Annotated in this window: 14 protein-coding genes and 1 riboswitch; of the genes, 2 read left to right on the top strand and 12 right to left on the bottom strand. The window is 39.2% G+C overall.

Annotated elements, in window-relative coordinates; genetic code table 11:
- Positions 1-89: 89 nt before the first annotated feature.
- The 3 genes from M2277_RS30660 to M2277_RS30650 all read right to left on the bottom strand — a co-directional run bounded on the left by M2277_RS30660 (position 90) and on the right by M2277_RS30650 (position 5,997).
- A complete protein-coding gene (locus tag M2277_RS30660; protein ID WP_280756343.1) occupies positions 90-776 on the bottom strand; it encodes a hypothetical protein in 687 nt (228 codons plus the stop codon).
- Between the two features lie 96 nt (positions 777-872).
- Positions 873-4,667: a DUF4073 domain-containing protein gene (locus M2277_RS30655; protein WP_280756342.1), complete on the bottom strand. Its 3,795-nt coding sequence runs from the start codon at positions 4,665-4,667 to the stop codon at positions 873-875.
- Positions 4,668-5,172: 505 nt separating this feature from the next.
- Positions 5,173-5,997 carry a LytR/AlgR family response regulator transcription factor gene (locus M2277_RS30650; protein WP_280756341.1) on the bottom strand — a complete coding sequence of 275 codons (825 nt, stop codon included), beginning with the start codon at positions 5,995-5,997 and terminating at the stop codon, positions 5,173-5,175.
- Between the two features lie 199 nt (positions 5,998-6,196).
- Between M2277_RS30650 and M2277_RS30645 the strand changes: the two genes are divergently transcribed.
- A complete protein-coding gene (locus M2277_RS30645) occupies positions 6,197-6,433 on the top strand; it encodes a type II toxin-antitoxin system HicB family antitoxin (protein WP_280756340.1) in 237 nt (78 codons plus the stop codon).
- Between the two features lie 140 nt (positions 6,434-6,573).
- Positions 6,574-6,663: riboswitch (cyclic di-GMP riboswitch) on the bottom strand.
- 344 nt (positions 6,664-7,007) lie between these two features.
- On the opposite strand, the gene M2277_RS30640 is transcribed toward M2277_RS30645, so the two are convergent.
- A complete protein-coding gene (locus M2277_RS30640; RefSeq protein ID WP_280756339.1) occupies positions 7,008-7,976 on the bottom strand; it encodes a helix-turn-helix domain-containing protein in 969 nt (322 codons plus the stop codon).
- Between the two features lie 68 nt (positions 7,977-8,044).
- Positions 8,045-8,524 (bottom strand): hypothetical protein, encoded by a 480-nt coding sequence (locus tag M2277_RS30635; protein WP_280756338.1) that lies wholly within the window; start codon positions 8,522-8,524, stop codon positions 8,045-8,047.
- A 710-nt stretch (positions 8,525-9,234) separates the two neighbouring features.
- On the opposite strand from M2277_RS30635, the gene M2277_RS30630 reads away from it, so the two are divergent.
- Positions 9,235-10,314, top strand: coding sequence for a tyrosine-type recombinase/integrase (locus M2277_RS30630; RefSeq protein ID WP_280756337.1), 1,080 nt, complete (start codon positions 9,235-9,237; stop codon positions 10,312-10,314).
- A 75-nt stretch (positions 10,315-10,389) separates the two neighbouring features.
- On the opposite strand, the gene M2277_RS30625 is transcribed toward M2277_RS30630, so the two are convergent.
- From M2277_RS30625 to M2277_RS30595, 7 genes are all read right to left on the bottom strand, one after another.
- Positions 10,390-11,001 carry a hypothetical protein gene (locus tag M2277_RS30625; protein WP_280756336.1) on the bottom strand — a complete coding sequence of 204 codons (612 nt, stop codon included), beginning with the start codon at positions 10,999-11,001 and terminating at the stop codon, positions 10,390-10,392.
- A 399-nt stretch (positions 11,002-11,400) separates the two neighbouring features.
- Positions 11,401-12,009, bottom strand: a complete 609-nt coding sequence (locus tag M2277_RS30620; RefSeq protein ID WP_280756335.1) for a WxL domain-containing protein — start codon at positions 12,007-12,009, stop codon at positions 11,401-11,403.
- An 82-nt stretch (positions 12,010-12,091) separates the two neighbouring features.
- Positions 12,092-15,361 (bottom strand): hypothetical protein, encoded by a 3,270-nt coding sequence (locus tag M2277_RS30615; RefSeq protein WP_280756334.1) that lies wholly within the window; start codon positions 15,359-15,361, stop codon positions 12,092-12,094.
- Positions 15,362-15,447: 86 nt separating this feature from the next.
- Positions 15,448-16,905 carry a COG1470 family protein gene (locus M2277_RS30610; protein ID WP_280756333.1) on the bottom strand — a complete coding sequence of 486 codons (1,458 nt, stop codon included), beginning with the start codon at positions 16,903-16,905 and terminating at the stop codon, positions 15,448-15,450.
- A 101-nt stretch (positions 16,906-17,006) separates the two neighbouring features.
- Positions 17,007-17,642 (bottom strand): HD-GYP domain-containing protein, encoded by a 636-nt coding sequence (locus M2277_RS30605; protein ID WP_280756332.1) that lies wholly within the window; start codon positions 17,640-17,642, stop codon positions 17,007-17,009.
- On the bottom strand, positions 17,599-18,804 hold the full coding sequence (locus M2277_RS30600) for a GGDEF domain-containing protein (RefSeq protein ID WP_280756331.1): 1,206 nt from the start codon (positions 18,802-18,804) through the stop codon (positions 17,599-17,601). Before M2277_RS30600 ends, M2277_RS30605 begins: the two co-directional genes overlap by 44 nt.
- Positions 18,805-18,872: 68 nt before the next feature.
- The gene (locus M2277_RS30595; RefSeq protein WP_280756330.1) at positions 18,873-19,394 is read right to left on the bottom strand and encodes a hypothetical protein; all 522 of its coding nucleotides are present in this window, start codon (positions 19,392-19,394) and stop codon (positions 18,873-18,875) included.
- Between the last annotated feature and the right edge of the window lie 1,109 nt (positions 19,395-20,503).

Genomic DNA, 20,503 nt, shown 5'->3' with positions numbered 1-20,503 from the left:
AAGCCGTCTTATCGGACGGCTTATTCATTAAATATGATCGGTCTGGTCTGTAACCGAAATTAAGAAGGCTCCTACCACTATTTACATGGTTAATTTACTCGTACTGGATATCTTTCACATAAAGACAAAAACTCATCTATATTTTCGATAATTAGCACGATATCATCTTTTGTAAAATCCGAACATTCTGTCTCAGGGTGCGCTAATTTATTTCTTCTCTCTTTAATTTCTTTAAATTTATGAAACCATAATTCTGTTTCTGCTGAATTCTCTTTGGCTAAATTATAGATACTCTCTGAAATTTTATGTATATTCTTTCTTTTGTTAGGTTTTTGATCATAAAATATATAAGAATATGCTTCTCTCATGATAAATTCATAAAATATAAAGTATTCCATAAACAAGCCACTAATTTGGCTTTGAAGAACTTGACAGGGAATCTCAGCTTTGTTTTCTAAATTGAATTGCACAGTAGCAATTCTAATTTCATTTATACATTGTTTTAACAATTCGGTCGCTTTAATTAATATAGATTCGTTTTTCGGGTTCTTATTGTAGGCATTTAGAATGTGTTCAAATTCTACATTAATCTTTTCACTAATCTCCCTTGTATATTCTGCAATAGGACTGATTTTTTGAACTTCACCTACCATAAAGCTGCTATGTCTTATAGAACTAATTTTCAGTTGTTTTCTCCATCTTTCTCTTAGCTGATTTATATCTATCTTCCCCTCAGATTTCGTTATCCGAACTTCCATCGAACCATCTTGAACCATCCTTGAAACCACACCTTTCTACGTTTTACTCCAATCTCTAATAAGTAAATAAAAGCCTGGGTGATATAACAGCCAGGCTTTAAAATCTTTACAAAATTAAAATGTATATGTCTCTATTCCACCTGCTGGGAAAACCCCACGGGCAGCTTCACGCACTTCAACAACATCTCCAGGTTGGAATCTAACCTGTTGATCAAACGGAAACTGAGTCCAGGCCCCCCCATTTAGAGAATATTCCGCCACCTTACTTGTTGTCCATAGATAATCTATTCCTGTAAATTGCATGTGTACTTTGGAGGTAAAATTGAAGTTCTTTGCATTGCCTGGAGGAAGGTATTGCCCTCCTCTTTCCCGAAGCAGCACGCTAAAATCTCCGGGGAATTCAGGTGGATTCAGCTCATCATAGGTTGTCCATGTTGTCCCGTCATCTGCCGAATATTCCATAGCTGACGAAATATACGTTAGTTCGAAAGTATTACTTATATCATTTATGCCAACATACATATATACATTGTCCACGAAAGAAATCATAGCTACTCTTCCAGCTGGAACCTGATTCACCGGATCGGCTTGTACACGAACTCTGATGGTCACATCCCCTGGGAATAGGGGAGGATTCAGTTCATCATAAGGTATCCAGGTTAACTCATCATCCACGGAGAATTCCATGCTAGCGTCAGCTCCGATTAATATGTTCCTTTTATCATCCTTACTTATTACGGGTTTATCTGGTGCTAATGGTAACGTATCCTTCACATCCGCATAAATAACGGTTGTGCTTGTTCCATCCTGCAAAATTGCTCGTATAAACAATTGGGTTGCCCCAGCTGGTATCATAGTTCCTTGAGGCAATAGATACGAGTTCCCTGCTTGTTTATCTAATGTAATAATGGTTGAAGTCGGTAGACTGTCTGCGCCCCATAATAACTCGTATCGATCGACTGAACTCTCTTCTGTACCTGGTGTCCATCTAATCTCACCACCAACAATTCCGGCTCGATTATCGCTATCAACGAAATGGATGTTAGTTGGAACCATTGAGACGGCTTGGTAGGCCTGCTCGTAAGCTTCCTTAATCTCTTTGATACTTGAATACTTCTTTAAAGGATCAAGCGAACGCTGCTCTATCATAGATTGAGCAATTTCTCTCCGGATTATTTCATGAAGCTGTTCGTATTTGGTTCGGTCAATATTCAACAGAGAAGCGTTTACCATTATACTTGATTCCATATAACGTGCTTCAGAAGCATAATTCACCGCTCGGATAGCGTTGCTTTCATCTTCAGAAGGAGCGGGATATTTTTCATTCACAGCTGCAATAATCTGTTTAACATCAGCATAAGTTGTGTATTTGCCCGCTTCAGCTAGAGCTTTCTGATAAGCCTTTGCATTAAAATCTATCAAGGCAAGTTCCTGACTCAGTGGAGAAGGATATGCTCTCAACACATGCAATACATCACCGGCTCTGGAAGGATTTTCAACGATTCCTGCTTCAATGGCCAGTTGTGTAGTTATGAGTGAGACAACATCTTCTCCTCCATATTGTGCGTACCTACCAAATCCTTGTTTATACGTTGCACCGTCAGGTGTTGTCACCATAATATAGAGCCCATCTTCAACATAGGACCAATCTAACATATGTGATTTACCATTTCCTAATGTTATAGGATTGAAATGCATACTTAGAATAGGCATGTCAGGTATAGTCAGATCCCAATTGATTGATGTAATAGGAATATATCCAAACCCATAATTTCGTAACCGTCCATCCTTAAAAAGTGCAGAAGGATCTAAATTGTTTGTAATACTGGAATCTAATTTTGCCGTAAACTGAATACGGATCTGCGATAAATCCTCTTTTTGAAAAGGTAAGACGTAATCTGTGTTGGGTAAATAATTCAATACATATGTGAGATGTATTAATCTGGATTCAACACCTGTATCGGAATCCTTAAAAAATGCCCATACTCTATAACCCTTGTCTTCCAGAAGCCCATCAAGCTTGTACACGGTACGTTGATTAGCCGTCACAGAAAAATTGCCTTTTATAACCGAGTCAATCCCAGGTACAGCCCCGCTCTTAATCTGATCTACACTTGGAATAATAAAATCCTTATCTGACGGAATCGCTACATAGTAAATGGTGCCTGTTTTGTCAGTTGTAACTACTACATCCGCCTCGGAGGGTTTACGGTTTTCATAGCTATAGAAACGAATTGGATTGGGGATCGTTGGATTGGTTATCGGTGGTGGAGACACAGGACCAGTAGAGCTTCCACCTCCATCCGATCCAGTTCCACTTCCTCCACCATTAGAAGGGTTCCCTGTGCTGGTGCCTGGTACATACGCCGGATTGGCAGCATTGTTAATCATTTGAATTTGAGACTTTACTGCGTCATAATTCTTAATAACCTGCTCAGGTGTGACACCAGGTGGCAGCACGATGCTTTGAATAGGTACGTTAGACGGTAACGTAACCTTTACAGCGATGTCATCGATGGATATCTTTCCAATGGCTCCTTTATTGAGTATCGAAACCTCACCGGATCCTTTTATCGTGACTTTATCGATGACACTATTACCGCTAACAATAGTTTGTCCTTTTCCCGAGTTCAATTCTATGTTATTAATTCGCGCTGCGAGATACACATAGTTTGTTTCCGCTCCGATGGTTACTTGCTGATACGTGATCGATTCATCGCCCCATAATCCCGCTTCTTTGGAGTTGATATGCACATCTTGGACAACTGTTTTATTAATTGCTTCTACTTTTACTCCTTCCTTACTGACATCCATGCTCTCTAATGCGGACTGATCAAAAACTACGGTGTTCTCATCTCCGCCTTTTACATAGGTTTTCCCTTTAACCGAAATTTGATTTGCATAGAAATCATTATTCAGCTTTTCCCCTATTTCCAAGTCACCTTTAATGTTCAAATTCTGAATGGTGATATAATCGGCGTCAACCTTTAGGCCGCCTTCTATAGTGACATTCCCTCCATCCAATACGAGGTTTCCGGAGAATTCAGACTGCCCCTTATCTGCTGCCTTTCCCGTTGTCACGAGCTCTAAATCGAGCAATTGTTTAATTTGTCCATTCTCTGATACAAAACGAATGCCTGCATTCTTTAATACAGGATCATTTGCTTCTGCAAACAATGGCTTTAATGATTCAACTACGGAGTATGTTGTTCCACCGATCGTTACTTTAAAGTTCTCCACCTTCTCAATTGTTAGAAGATCACGATTTACGGTATCCAATCGAAGCAGAACAGCTGCAAGTTCTTGTCGAAGAACGGACTGGTTAGGATAGAAGCTTCCATTGCTACCCGTCATAAAACCGGTCGATATTATAGAAGCAACAGATTCCTTTGCCCAAGTGGATATTTTATTTGCATCTTTAATAGATGACAAAGCTTTTTGCGATTCCACTGCCTCTATTTGTGTTGCTCGTGCCAAAATAGAAGCTAACTCTTCACGAGTAATCACGTCTTTGGGCCGAAAAGTTCCTTTGCTGTCTCCTTTTATCCACCCCTTCGCTCTTACTGCTTCAATGGCACCGGCACTCCACAAGTCCTTTGAGACGTCAGAGAACGAGGATACTGAAGTATCACCCATTGGTAGATCCAGTGCTTTAGCAAGAGCCACAGCTGCTTCTTGACGGGTCACTGCCTGTAGAGGCCGGAACATGCCCTTCTGATCTCCATTTATTAATTGCTTGTCCTGTGCTTCTTGAATCATGACCCTTGCCCATGGAGCTGCCTCTTTCAAGTCCTTAAATGGCATAGACGTCGCGTTAGAAGCAGCTGATACGCCTGAGTGGATAGCCGTGCAAAGAGTAAGCGCTATCGTTGCGGTGGCAGCTATACTTAATTTCTTAGAAAATGTCATTGTATCCTCCTATAAGATCAAGTCGATTTGCCTAGTATTTTGTAGAAATTTATACCATTAGTCCTACTAATAATAATATGTAATTCGTCTAGTAACAATATAAACCTTACCTGTTTATCCAATAATTATCTGATCCCTATATCACTGCAATACCTAGTTCATAAACAGACGTTATAGATACAAATATAAAAAGCCGCTTTAAATTGCGGCTTTCAATTCTGAGCTTTATAATGAACACAGACTAGATATACGAATAGGTAAATAATAAAAAAGAGAACCTCTACAGTAGAATTTTGCAAACGACAAAGAGACTGCAAATTTATGCAGTCTCCTCATCCAGCAGTTTTATACCAAAACGGTTTCACATTATTTAGTATATTCAGGAAACTTGATGTTTATTCTCTACACTCTCTTTTCTCATCACTTCCAGAATGTGATTTAAAATCTAACATTTCAAAGCTGTTAAATGAATTTTGCATTCAGTAAGCCCCATCCGTCAATATGTCTATCTGCCGTAAATCGTCCTAAGCCGATTTTTATAGTGCACGGAATTTATAGATGACGTGTTGCCTAAACCTTCTTTGATGTAAATCTCCTCGAACATTTTCTTTTTCCGACGTGTCAAGTCAATTTCAACATCATTATGCAATAGCCGGATTATATAGTTCCCTAGAGTTCGCTCACTAGCGAACACCTTTTGTATAAAGTTTACATTTATTAAGTTTGATTGATTCGGCATAAATATAATTTCAGAGCATTGTTTTTGAATTTCAGTTAAAGATGTTGTTGTTTCTAAGCCCCCATCCAATTCTCCCTCTATATAGATCATCGTTTTATGAGCACCTTTAAGCTTATGAGCATAGATCAAATTATTCTCATTAATAAAAACTGCTTTATAGTTAGACTTTAGTTGAATGATTCTACCAGGAATAGACTTGGAAATAAGTAGATCTCGTTCAACAGCCTTTCTAACCTTATCAACAGCTTCCGAAAGACGTTCTAAGCTAACTGGCTTGCTTAGAAAATCAAGGCATTCTAATCTTAGTCCAGCCAGAATTATACTTAAATCATGGGAGCTAGTTATCATGATAAGGTATGGTTTAATACCATGCTCTATTATCTTTTCAAATGCTAACAAGCGATCCGTTCCATTCAAACCTACATTTAAAAATACAATATCAGGCTTGTAACGGACACAATCATCAACGAGCCACTCTCCCGAGGCAACGGAACTTAGGACTTTCAACCCCATACAATGCGCATATTCCTCGATACGTTCCCTATCATCAGTGTTATCCTCTGCAATAATTACCGTTAATGGCGTGTTCATTCGGCAAATAACCCCCTACTTTTCAACACTTCCGTGTAGATTCGACAAATTTTTTACCAAATAGGATCAACAATCAACCACTTAGGATTTTTGCTACTTTTGGCCCAATTTGAAGGTATAATCGTACTATACTTAGTACAAAAAAACTACAAAAAAAAGCAATATCTTAAGTCTACACCCAGGGAGGGCCACTATAACAATGAGTAAAGCTTTCACAATTCTAGTCGAGGAGGACTATGCGTCTAGAAATTTTAGCGCTTACGTCCCAGAACTCCGTTTAAATGTTGTTGGTGACACTGAGGAAGATGTTATTTCGAGTGTAAAGGATCTTATTTCTGCGGAGTTGGAGAAACCATTAGCAATAAAAACATTTGCGGCTAAGATTGTATCCGTAAACATTGAGACTATCCAGTCAGGAAAATATGCCAACGCATAAAGTTGGTATAATTTAATACTAAAATCCCGCTCCCGGCCGCCAAAGATTTAGGGAGTGGTTTTTTTAATAAAAAATGGGCTTATCTCGAATGTACGAGAAAAGCCCATTTACCGTTAAGCCAAAAGGAAAAAGAAGAACCTCACGGTAACCAGGCTGTCATGGCTCCGTTCTGGAACTTTAGACCCTTGGCTTTGCGTCCTTGCTTTTCAGCAAGTTTGCCGTTTATCGTATGCTATTGTATAACATATATTATTCCTTTACCAGTAAGTACTAAATTTGATGTTGATATCGTGACCTTATGTTTGTTGTATTTCACGCTTTTGTGCTTGTAGTATTACATTTCGATATAGAAGGTTCTTGAGTGGTAGTATCAGTTATACAAGCGGTCTTGCTTCCACGATATACAGCCATAAACCACTACCCAATAAAGAGACAATTCAAAGAGATGCAATTAAACGTTAAGGTAAAAGGTATTTACTCTATGTGTCCGGAATCCGTTTCCGTGTATGAATCGAGCTCGACCATAATTGCTAGTAATGGGAATTAAAAAAGTAAGCACATCAATGCAATTGTTTTATGAGAATTTTGATTCCAGCCATTCTTGAATACTCTTCCCTTCATTTTCAGCTTCTTTGATCAATTCAATTTTTTTGCTCTCTGGAAGATAGAAAGTGATTGGAGAAAGACCGGTATCGATGAGAACCCCATCAAACTTAGATACGATCTCACCTTGAACTATGAAAATCTTCAATTTATCCACTAGATCCGGATGTGTGGTAGGCAAAACACCAAATAATACTGATTTTTTTACCTCGATAATTAGTTTTTCTCCAGTTGTGATACGCATATTCGATGGGCCAATTTGTTTGAAGAATTCCTCGACGATCGTATAGGTCATAGAATCATTTGTAGTTGGATTGGGAAATTCGAATCTAGCATGTCCGTATGCACTATTCGGTTTTTTGGGAGTTATTTGGATGACTGGCTGCCAACCGTCAGACAATGCTTGTTCATAAGTGAAGCAGTTTTTTGATTCTGTCTGAAGAACAATTTCTAATCTGTATCGACTCACTCGTTTCATCTCAATAACCCTTGCTACTTCATTATCTTTAATGTACGGCTGGAATAAGAATACTCCTAGTTTTTTATCATAGATAGTATCATATTTTCCATAGTCCGGATGTTTGCTAGAGTATTCCTTTAGGTGTTCTTCTTTGATAAAAAACGTCTTTCGGCCTCGCAACTCTCCTATATAATAAGGAATTATTCCGTCCTTAAGGAGTTTTTGGACAAAGCTTTTTGATCTACCGATCAATGCTGCTGCTTGAGAGGAAGTCAAATCAGTCTTTACGTATTTGTCTTTTATACGCGCTACATCTTCACAACGAAATCGATAACCTCCATCCCCTTTGTATGTTGAACGATTCACTGGTTCAAGACGCTTGCTGGGATCAGCATGATTAATAATTTTATATATAGAAGCTGAAGACAGTTCCAGTTCAGCTGCGACTTCACTCACACTTAAATAATATTCGTTCATCATTACCCACCTTTCTTCATAACATTCATTGACCAGCAACTGAACGCATCGATATACCATGGACAGGACAGTTATTTAGGTTTAGTTGATACAATGCCTCCTGGAAAACGATACTGATACTGGCCTTTATGATCCTTCCACTCGTCTCCAAGTTCTGGTTGTATTCTTCCTTCCAAGACATCTATATTCATCTGATAATAAGTTGAGAGCCTTTGGGTTCGATCGTACCAAAATTTATATACTCGCTTCAAGGGATATCCAATAAACGAGCGTTCGCCATTCGTCATCTGAAATTCAAGCTGCATAATGTCCTGCCGATATGAGCCCCAATGAGCACCTGGATGATTACGAACGAATACTTCACCGAGATAAATCCCGTAAGAAATAATTGTACTGAACATGGGCTCATGCCTAACGGGATATACACGATCAATGGCTTTTTCGATCCCTAATAAGCTATCTGGTTTATAATCTACTCTTACATTCAGTGTATTCTCAATGATTTGCGCCAGGAGATGTGAAGATTTTAAGAGATCTTGTAATTTATCCAAAACTCTACCTACTTCCCATGATATATGTAACATATCTATATTAATTTATGAAACGAGCAAGATAGTAAATCAGTCATTTGCAACAATATGATAAAATTTCGACCTTCCTGAGTGTACTATTCTTCCGTTCTGATTCGAATTCACTGACCTATGTTGAGTCAGTGTACCAAAAGCCATTTGCATGATCGGATACTCGAGTTGGTCTCGAAGCGATGTTATCCGCTTCAAATGTTCCGGATCAACTCCCGAATGCCTCATATTCTCTGAGAGCGCAGTTAAAAACTGACTACATACATGCGCCTGCTCCATAAATTGATACTCATCCAATAAAGCACTCTGAAATCCATTTTTCAGATCTTCATATACTGCTTTAATAGTTTTCTCAATAATTAACAAATCCACTATCACTGAATATCACCCATTCATATATATTAGTTAATTAACTAATATATATGTTACCATAAGCCAATCAAGATGCAATCTCAAATTCTCTTGATTAAAATTCCGCTGATACTCATTGTTCAATTATAATATCGGATTTTTAGTTTCATAAATAATAAAATTCAATAATGATATTTAACCTAAAAGAATTGAATATTATTTTAAGTTACATTGAATTTTCGGTTTAATTTTTGCGAATAAATGAAATCGGTTATATAATCTAAGAGATACCAAAGTGATTTTCTAATTTGGGAGGTGAACAACCAAATATGAGATTATCAGAATCCATAATTATAAATCAGCATGTACATAATCCATTTTCTTCGAATATCAGAAATCTGCATGTACAACTACTGGACAAACAAATGTATCGAGAGATTATTTCTTACATTTCAAGCCAAGAAGACATTAAAGGTAATTATGACTACTCTTCCCTATCCAACATAGGAATGATTTATTTGTTTGTTCATCATCCCGCTTCGAACCGAAGAGATAATACTAAAAAAGATTACATACGAGAACTTCTCTCATTAATTGAATATATTTCAGTTTTAAAGAAATCAGACCTTCGTGAACTTACCCGCTTTGATATGGAGCAATACCAATATTTATTGGAAAAGAAATATCCAACAACAACAACAAGAGCCAAGAAAATTGGGATATTAAGAAGTTTTCTAGAGTGGTGCTATTCAGAGGATTATTTAGTGAAGAATTTATCACGTGGTCTGATCCCTGTTAGAATTAATAGAGAGGATATTCCAGAAAGAGAATTTGATGAAGGTGTCGTACAGAAAGCAATTATGCACTTTAATGACCATCCAAAAATAAAATCTCTTCTATTAATATTGGCAACCACCGGGCTACGATTAAATGAAATAATCGTCCCTGAATGGGGAGCCCTCTCTTTTGATACAAAAAGGAACAAATACTATCTCAGAACAATTACAAAACGAGGTAAAATTCGATATGCTACTATTAAAGATTACGCACTTGAAGAGCTGTGCGAATATCGAAAACGTCTAGGACTTAGCACTATTATTAATTCTAAAGATACATCTCCTTTTTATCCCAATAGGTATAGTAAGCACTACAGCTTAAGTGGCCTATCAACGTTCTTATCGAAGCATATGGAGGAAGCGGGACTTGTAACAATTCAAAATCAAAGAGCTACCCCCCATTTCATGAGACATTATTTTGCACAGGCAGCTTTCTCTGGAGGTGCTCCGATCGGTTTCATTGCTGAAACTCTTGGGCACGCTATAGAAAAAACTACTAAGGAAAATTACCTTCGAAACTCGATTAAAAAGGAACACGATGTCAGTGAATATGTTGACATTCATTTACCATAACAAAAAGAAGAGGCCCCTGATCAAGGGTTCCTCTTCTTTTGTTTACTTTCACTGAAACTGCATAAACACCCAATTTTAATCTTGAATAGCTGTAACGACTCCATTTTCAAGATAAACATACCTATAATCACTATAGACCCATTGTTCGCTAGTACCGTACACTGTTGTGGTTCTGTTAATGTCTTCAGGAGGGCCCCACGCTGATTTTCTTACTTCTTCTGCAGTCATACCTATCCATGGAGGTGATGATTCTAATAATTGTTCCCTTTCTCTCAGTGCAACTTCTTTTCTAGATTCTTCTGCTGCTTTTTTTTCTTGTTCTTCTTTTAACTTCTTTTCTCTTGAGTCAAAGTCGATCTTATGTAATTCTTCTAATTTCTCTTTGTATTCCTCAATACTTTTTTTTGTTACTACTTCATCTATAGGTTCAACTGAAGATAATGAATGTAGGGCATAATCATAGCTCTTATTATTCTCAAAATCTATCGCTTTTACATAACAATAAATGTTATACATTATCCTCATTTCTTCGTCCATATCTGATTTAACATTATACAGTTTAGTATAGTTGCCGTACTTATTTTCAAGATAGGTCTCAACTTCTTCTCCTAAGATTTCCATTACTTCGTTTGTTTTGCCCTCACTCAGTTTTTCTATTGAAATCTCAATTTTCTCTTGGTTGCTCATCTTTGAATAATCTGATTGGGTACATCCTGATAGTATTACACTAATTAGGGTTATCATTACAATGGAACGGATTAGTAGATTTTTTGAAATTTTATTTCGCCGGTATTTGATTTAAAGAGCCTCCCTTAACAGTCGAATGGATACTTTGTATAAGAATTATCGGTTCCTTAATCAGAGCTGATTAGATTAAAATAAAAATCTTACAAAAACCAGACAGATAACAATATATGAAATTCCTGCTACTGATCTGTCCTCACAATCATTCTTCTTATCATTTCTACTGAGGAGTTAAGATTTTTTCCAGGTATAGAATAAAAATCTGAGCTAAACGCCGAACTTTTTCTCTCCCCAAAAAAAGATCACCGCCTCCCTCCAAAATAGAGGTCAGCGGTGACAATCTTAGATTCCAGAGGTTGCCTTATACGTAAACAACGCTTTATAAGATCCTTGTAGAACCCCAATTTTGGTGCCGTCTTGCTTGCTTATAGTTTGAGGCAGCTTCAAGTCATAACGCATTTGGAACTGGTGTGTACCGCCACCAAAAGATGGCTTTGCTTGTATAATCGCTTGCGAAGCGTTTGAAAGTACGAGTTGGGAGGACAGTGTTCCTTGCCCCCGACTGAAATCTATAGGTGCACCAGTAACCGGTCCTTTATACTGTGCTGTTACCTCCACAGCTGATGCCGGGATGTAAAATTTTTCTAATGCCCCATTAATGTTTTTCTCGATTTCGAAATCCGTCGAACTCATACTTAACGTATAGCCAGCATCTGATCCTCTTCCATCAACGAGTGTCACTGTCGTCTCTGCCTTAGAACTTTGACTTTTCTTGACATCCAGACGGATATCTTCAAATTTAATTGCCGTTTGGAATGCTCGTAGTCCTGAACCTACAACTTCCACCTTCTGTTCGCTTACATCTGCTGCAAATGTTGAATTTCCTAGAGACAACAAAAGTGCTGACATCCCCATCGTCCCAAGGAGAAGTTTTCTAAATCCTTTATTCATGTTTTGCCCTCCATCATTTCATTTGTAGGAATGTTGAGTTGGTTGGGAACCATGCATTTATGCCGGTTCCCCCATAGTACATTTAGATCCCTTTGGCCAACGAGAAGGTGAACAAGGATCTGTACACCCCTACTCTCAAACCAACTTTGTCACCAACTTGGTGAGCACTTCCGCTGCCCATGGACACTACCTCAACGGTGCTTGGTACGCGGAACATAAAGTCCATAGGGATATCGTAGTACCCCATTCCTTCAAATGGATTGGCTTGTGCAAGGGCCTGTTTCTGATTCCCCAGGACGTAATTCCCTACTTTAGCAGTCTGATCCGGAGAACCCGCGAGAACTTTAGCAGATTTTACATCTACGTTCATGGCTGAAGATGGAATTTTTACGACAAGATCCTGAGTGCCTAATCCAGTGTCTAAAACTGGATCACTTACAAAGTCTGTAACGGACAGGGAGTAAGTCCAGCCGTCACCAGAACCTGAGCTGTCCTCAATCAGCGTGTTTGTCACAGAGTTGATGGTCTGATATTGGTTTACAGTCTGTATCTCGATATTATCGAGAAGAAGTCCGTTAAACTTGGAAGACAATCCCCCACCAATAACGTTAAGAATGGCTTCCTGATCTGCAGCTGTTACCTCAGTTCCCCAGGACGGGTCAACACCCGGATTCGGATTAGGGTTTGGATTGGTTCCGTTCAATGCTGGCGTGATGTATTCTTTATCGATAAGAACTTGACCAGAACCAGTATCCGTAACTCGGACCTTGATAGGTAGCGCTGCACCGATATCGATCGGTCCAGTGTACTCATGATATGTAGATCCTTGATCTACCGAGTATTCTTTATACCAGTTCCCCGTCGGAAGATTCGAGAAATCAATCAACAATTTATCATCGATGTCCCTGAAGAAAGAAGGGTCATAAACCTGAGCTGTCACAACTAGAAGTGTTTCCGAGCTGAAGTTAACTCCATCGGTTACTCGGGCTTTATAAACAGAATCCACAACATTATCGACAAACAGTGTAAATTTACGCTCTGTAGCGCTTGGATCCTCAGAAGTGCCGTTATATTGGTTTAAGATTTCAGGTTCGTCAACCCATGGACCGCCATCATGTTGAATTTGCAGTGATCCTTGTGTTGGATTAAAGCCGATTGTCAATGGTCTTTGATTATTTGCATCCAGATCCCCTACAGTACCAACAGGAGCTGTTAGTGTCCCCGGAGCCGGCGGATCGACTGTAATGTTTTCTGTTACTCTTGTGAGTTCTTCACCATTCTGGTTTGAAACAATCGCACTTACAACATAATCTCCCTCTTGCAATAAAATTGGAGAAGTGTAATCTGAAAGCTGCCCATCAACATCAAGTTGTACTTTCACTCGATTCAAATCAATGGCGCCTGTATCAACTGTAAGTACCCCATCTTGCTCAAGCAACTTAGGATACCCCGCAGGGATGACAATAGGGTTATTCAAGAAGGAGATATCCAGAATCTCACTGTACAGGCTGTCCAGCCCAGCACGAGCTTTAATGTTGGTCATACCTTTATTCGACAACGTTATTGGAGCATTGTAATCCAGCCAAGTAGCTCCGTTGTCTAGGGAGTACTCTTTTTTGTTAGCTACTGCAGGATATTCTAAGGTGATAATCGTGTTTTCGAATTTATCCGTTGAGCGCATCCCCTCGGTAGGCTTATCGATTGTAGTTGGTGCTGGTGTATACCCCGGAGGATAGATACCAGATGCCCCATCCTGAATGATTGTACTTCCATTTTCATCTATTCTATACAGATTGCCGTCTGAACCAATACCATAAACATTTTGGACATTAAGATCCAATGCAATTTCAAGTAACCCGACAAATTTTATACCTGATGCTGATGTGTTTGTGTACTTTGCATTGCTTGATAATACATATACATCCCCTGTATTTTTTAACAGGTATAATGATTTTGTACCGAATGCCAGATCAGTGATATCTTTTATGGCTCCGTCCGGTCCAGATAATCTTGTCTGGGTTTCGATTCTACCCTCAATACCAGTTATCCCTTTACCGTATACGATGCCGTTGTATGCTGTGTTACCGTTACTCCCAATCACATACACATTGCCGTTAGTACCTAAACCAGCAACGAGAGACACGTCACGATTCGCGTTTACCGTATACTTTTTCAGATTCGTCATCACAGTGGATTCTGCCGTTGTGTAGTCCGCGGCATAATAATCGGCACCTAACCTACTGGCAGGGAGACCCCATGCATTCAGATTACCACTGCCATCTAAGTGCATGAACGTATTACTTGTTCTACTGATACTACCATCAGTCTTATCCGACAAATTTGAAACTTCCCTACTCATAGTCGTCGGATCACCGTTAAAGGGATATAAAGTTTTAGAACTGATCTCAGTCGTAGCTCCCGGTGTATAACGATCTGTATTGTTCGGAGATACTGATGTATCTCTCAATGTGTAATAGCTGCCGTTGACTTCGAAATAACGCATCCCGATCCGAGTGTTGTCCGAGGTATTCGATATTTGCTTTGTCCCGTAGGACGTTTCATCGATATAGCCCATATCGAGCGTACTTGGACCGGAGAATCCCGGAAACATCGATGTTACTTTTACAGGCTTCGCATTAGTGTAAGAAGAATCACCAAACTCGCGACCGATTTTATATACATCCGAATCTGTAACAAATAGAACAACGTTTCTATCTACTTGTATCATTTTCTTGACCCCTGTTAGCGGGGTATCGAAGAGATCAGGATCTACAACCTCGACAGGAACAGTCGTATCTGCTTTTATCCCATTGCCTAATTGCCCATAAGTTCCAGAGCCTATTGCCTCTACCCTACCATCTGCGGTCAGACCATAAAAGGTATATGCATTATAACCTTCGGAATTGTACACGAAATCTGTCCACCCGGACGCTATCTTTTCAAAAGAATTCGGCGGATTGTAACCTGAATCTTTCCGGTAGTAAAAATCCCCGTTAGACATTAGTCGCATACCTACGCCTTTGTTATCGGCACTTTGCGAAATATACTTTTTAATATCAGCGCCTATTTCGTCAAGTTTATCTTTATCAACTGGATTTGAGTATTCTCCCCTGTCTCTAAAGAGTATCTTCCTGCCATCACTCAAAGTTAGATATGCACGAGTACTTGATTGATGATCTTCGTAATAGTACACTATATCGTCGATATTCGCATGTCCTGCACCCTCAACCGTGTTCTTACCCGGAATCAAAACACTTGGAATCAACAACGATGCTGCAAGCAGTGCGCTTAAAAATCGTTTCTTTCTAGGCTTTCTCCTATTTTTATGTACTTCTCTTTCTGTAGCAGCCATGTATAAAGACCTCCATATTACGTTTATTTTCACCTTGCTTTTCGACTTGTTCCTAACGGAACCCCAATGACCTTTCACTGTTAAGATTAAGCTCCTTTCTCTACATCGCCCTCACCCCCCTTCAGGTTTTCAGGTGATGCAGTGCCTTCCAAAACTTCCGACTTACTATCGTTATTTGTGGAGGTATTCTCAACCATCGCAATCGCAATAAGTCTTGCATGTTTGCATGTGTGAATGGTTTTATCCCACTCAGGTTCTTCGTCATCAGGTATATACCCGAGCTTGACAACGTACAACGTGAATGTCTTGTGGTCAAGTTGTACTTTCTTTCTTGTTTTTTCAAAAGTCAGTCCCTTTGCCAGATACATTTTAATCCGTTCCTCGATATCACCTTTTTTCCGTTTTGCCAGCAACCAAAACAGGAGGATTAGCAGCAGTAGAATAAGGATCCCACCGATGACAAGCACATATTTCAACCAATCGGGGATACCGTCCGTTACTTCAAGTTTGTCGTAATGCTCCATAGCAGCCTGTGCTTCAGCTTTTGCTTCCGCGGTTACTGTAAATTTGAAGAGCTTCCACTCTTTTTGGCCTGCAAAGTTTGCTTCAAAATATGCTTCATATTCGCCCGGCATTAGCAATTGATTCTGAGCGATGCTGACCATATTGGCTGTTGTGCCATAGTAGATCGAGCCGGCCTCATACTCTTCTCGAAAAATAACTTTTTTAGAGCTATCCCGAACCTCGATATAGCCGGTCGGTTTTTCCAAGATAGTGCCGCGATTCTCAAGTGTAACGGTAAACCGGGATTCACCCGATGCGATATAGTCATGTGTAAATGTATTAATCGACATAGCATGTTTGGCTTCATCGATCTTGTAATCCATAACGACCCACAAACCATTTTGATTTTCAATGTCCGGAGCAAGCGTCGTATTTTCGATGTTGGTCGCAACAGCTTCTCCCCGGAACTCGTTATATTCAGATACCGCAACAACCCCAATATGCTGGCCAGGAGCTATATCCTTTGGTATGGATGCTCTGTAGGTGTACTCACGCATTTCTTGTGGTCCGAGTGTAATATCTTTTGAACCTTGAGGATAAAGCCATGTCCCTGCATTCGTTACCCCGGCGTTATATGCCCCGAAATCCTTTCCTCCATTCTGCAAGGGCACCGGATCCGTCGCGTAAATCTTCAAATTGAGTTTTTCATTCAGCAAATTTTTAACATAGAATTTGTACTCCCGAGTTTCTCCGGGGGTTACCGTATCACGGTAATACCCCAGGCCATCTCGTGCTTCTTTTTTACTTGGTGCAAACCAAAAGGATGCTTTTGGCGCTTGGCTAGGATCAATTTCCTCCCTAGTCAAATTCTCTGATGATGCCATTTCCAAGTGATGCGTGTCCGCTGCGTTAACTACACTTGGAGCAAGCCCCAAGGAAATACATATAATCAAAAATAAATTCACTAAGTTTTTTCTCAATACATTTCTTCCTTTCATGAGCCTGAAAGCTCGAAATTTATAGTATGTAATTAGTTTCATGCTAAATCCATCCCCTAACTTAAATGAATCTAATATATTAGTTATTTAATTATATAATATATTAATATACAACTGTAACTCAATATAAATATAATCCGGTTTCAACTATTTATGGGTTGCTTCTCATGACAAAGCATCTGGATGAACGAATTAAGAATATCCGGATCAAAGAGATGCGAATCTTTGATCATGATTTTTACTGCTTCATATGTAGACTTATTGGTTTGGTATGGTCTTCCTGATATTAACGCAGAATATGTATCTGCTATAGCAGAAATTCTCCCACATAGCGGAATATCCATTTTCTGAAGCCCCTCTAAATAGCCGCTTCCATTAAACCTCTCGTGGTGGTATCGAGCAATATCTATTATGATTGTCGGCATTCTAAGCTCAGATAAAATTTCTACCCCCTGCGATACATGTTTCCAAAGTATTTTTCTATCCTCACCAACAAGCTTTATGCTCCCTTTTAATATGTTATCTTCCATGGAAAGCTTACCAATATCATGAGTAAGTGCAGCTAAGTAATACCAGTCTTCATTGCCTGGATCGAACTCGGATGCAAGCTTATAGTTGTACTCAGCCATTATGACCGAATGCTCTGCAGTAAGGATATCTCGATATTTGAGACTACAAAACAACGTATCTATTGTATTTAATAACCTATGGGAGTTAGGTATTTTTAATTGAATCTCATTGAACCTCATCCTGACATTCATAGCTTTTTGTAAATCCACTGATTACTCCTCCCTCTCCATCAGTTTGACCTTCAGAAGAAGGGAAATCCTCGGAACCATACCTAACCACTTTATTTTTACCGGTTCGTTTTGCAATATACATCGCCTTATCCGCCGCTTTAATGAATTGAGTTGGTGACCAGTCCGGTTGATAATGGGTATACCCCATACTTGCAGTTATCATGTACCTTCCATCTGGAGCATCAAATGATGCCTCTTGCTCGATACGAGCACGGATTCTCTCGGTCAGTACTTCTAAATCAGATTCTGGTTCTACAATTAATGCCACAATTTCTTCTCCACCATATCGACCACTAATTCCTATACCCTCAGTTTCTTCTAGGAATATCTTAGCTACCGTTCTAAGTATTTCATCTCCTTTAGCATGACCTTGCGAATCATTGAGTTTTTTGAAATTATCGATATCAATAAATATAATTGCTGCCGGTAGATTCTTTATGATACATTTTTGCACACAATCTGTGAAATATTTTCGGTTGTACAAGCCAGTTAGAGGGTCAGAAATTGACGACTCGTAGGTTCCTTTCAATATCGTAATTAAGTATTCTATATTCATTGATAGGACAAGAACATAGGACATAACTAAGCAGGTAATACCAAGGAAAATGAAGAGTGGTTGTCCATTGCTTAATAGAATCGCAATTAACATCGATCCTTTAGAGAAGGCAAATATATATAAAGACCATTTTGCTTTTTTACTGAATGGCATATGATCCGAGTAAACGTACCAAACACCGGCCACCACCGCGAGTGTCATACAGGTCATGACAGTCTCACTCTTTGACCAGATAGATATAATTAAGCTTAATGTCCCAGCACTATAAAAGATGATCTGTTTCATTAACGCTCTCTTGTTAAATTGAAGAAATCCGCTATAAAACATAAAAATAAATAACAAATCAGAGATAGGATAAAAATATGCAAATCCATTAAAATGTGAATTCATAACTGCAGCACAAATTACGATAATGTGAAATGCGATCGTTATCCATATCGTAACGAATATGTTTATGTGTGAAGTTGAATCCTTTCTTGAAGGTATTTTTCGTGTTATTAGCCAAAGAATGATCAGTACAGGAACCAATAAGAGTGATGTTATGAATTCACCTGAAACTCCTATCACTTGGTTTAAAATTGTCATATTGAACCTCCACTTTTTGACTGCGAAATGCCGTTCGGTAATCCGAACGGCATCCGAGTCTCGTGTATCTAGTGAGTACCACTGTTACCGAAATCATCCTTAGATGATTTATCCGCATTGTAGAACACTACATCACCGTCGAGTAAGTTAACGGTCAGCCCATACGGGTCAGTTATAGAATAGTTAAACCCTTCACGCCGCCACTGATTAGCACGAGCAATTCCTGTGTTTATATATTGGAGGTGCGGACGTGAAGTATCTCCATTCCTTATTGTCTCGATATCGAAATTAACAATAATGAATCCTTTTTTTAAGAAAATATCAGATTTCTCATCCAACTTGTTTTTTCTTCCGTAATCAGCTAGATCAAATCCTTTCTGTACGACGTAGGGTGCAGCCGGGAGACTGTACTCTCCATACCATTGTTGAATTGCCGCATCTTTTCTGGGTCCTGAAACACCTGATGGTACATCCCTTCCCCCAATTAATGTCCGGAGCGGAGAAGTTATCAATTCCAGGCTATAGCCGCCAATATATGTTGGCTTTTGCGCTGACTTCGCATAGTTAGCTATATACTGATCTCTAGTCATATTCCAGCCAGAAGATGCAGCGAACAGATCATAAAGTGTTCCCGCTGAACTTATAATTGTTTGTTTTGGTATATTTCTTAGACGGGAATCTAATGTAACGTAGCGCTTCTCCGTATCAGCATCGGAACCTACCTTTACAAATCTATCGGTATCCGTGTGATAATAGAGATCAACCTGCTGCCGATTCCCTTGATAATCTACAAAGGTGAACGTTGGCTTTATACGTATCCCATCATATGATCCAAATAGGCATAGGTAAGGTTTTGATAATAATCTCTACCTTTTCCCCACCTCCACACCGTGCATGCGACTTTCACCGCACACGGCGTTCCATCTAATCAGTTAATCAATAATATAATATATAGATATTCTATTATTCTGATTAGACTCAGGGCTATTCTTCAACTTCTATTACGGAAGTATCACTAGTCATGCCCTTACTCTCACAAGGGTAAATGTATTTCGGTCATACCTTATAACAACCGTCTTGGATTGCAGTCCGTATTACGACGTCCCTTGCTTTCCTTGTTCCTTCTATCCTAGCTATGCATAATATCCTTAGGTGGCTCCTTTGAACCTGCAAGTTTCATACCGCCATTGTTCGGTATAGCGTATTTCCTAATATGTTTTCGTACTCTACGCCGCTTGCCCCAACCAATCAGTTGGTCATCATGTTTCCATGAAGAAGACATTTAGATTCGTTATTTCGGAGATTCGTCAGCTCTAAATCGAGCATTCTCACCATAGACATTTTTTTAGCCGACCGGCATATAAGATAGCATACCTTCCTCGTTGGTGGCTCTAGCCATCCGTTTGCCGACTTCACCTAGCTTCATACCTCTTTTTCCTGCAAAAAAGAAGCATGTAGGAGTATTATCGGGACAGTTTTAGAAAACTTGGATTCTTCATTCCTGTCCTTGAATAGAAAGTTAGGCTTGATGCCCTTGCCTTTCCTGAATTTCTTCAGTTATAGCAAAACAAGTCGCACACATATTGCCTTTCGTTTTTAAATCAAATTATTGGAATAGGTAAGGGTTTGATATTATCTCCACCTTTTCCCCTCCTCCACACCGTGCATGCAATTTTCACCGCACACGGCGTTCCACCTT

The sequence above is a fragment of the Paenibacillus sp. LBL genome, from assembly GCF_029893715.1.
GTDB classification, from domain to species: Bacteria; Bacillota; Bacilli; order Paenibacillales; family Paenibacillaceae; genus Paenibacillus_AQ; species Paenibacillus_AQ glucanolyticus.
Note: the sequence above shows the minus strand (reverse complement) of the source record. Positions and strands in the feature narration are given on the sequence as shown.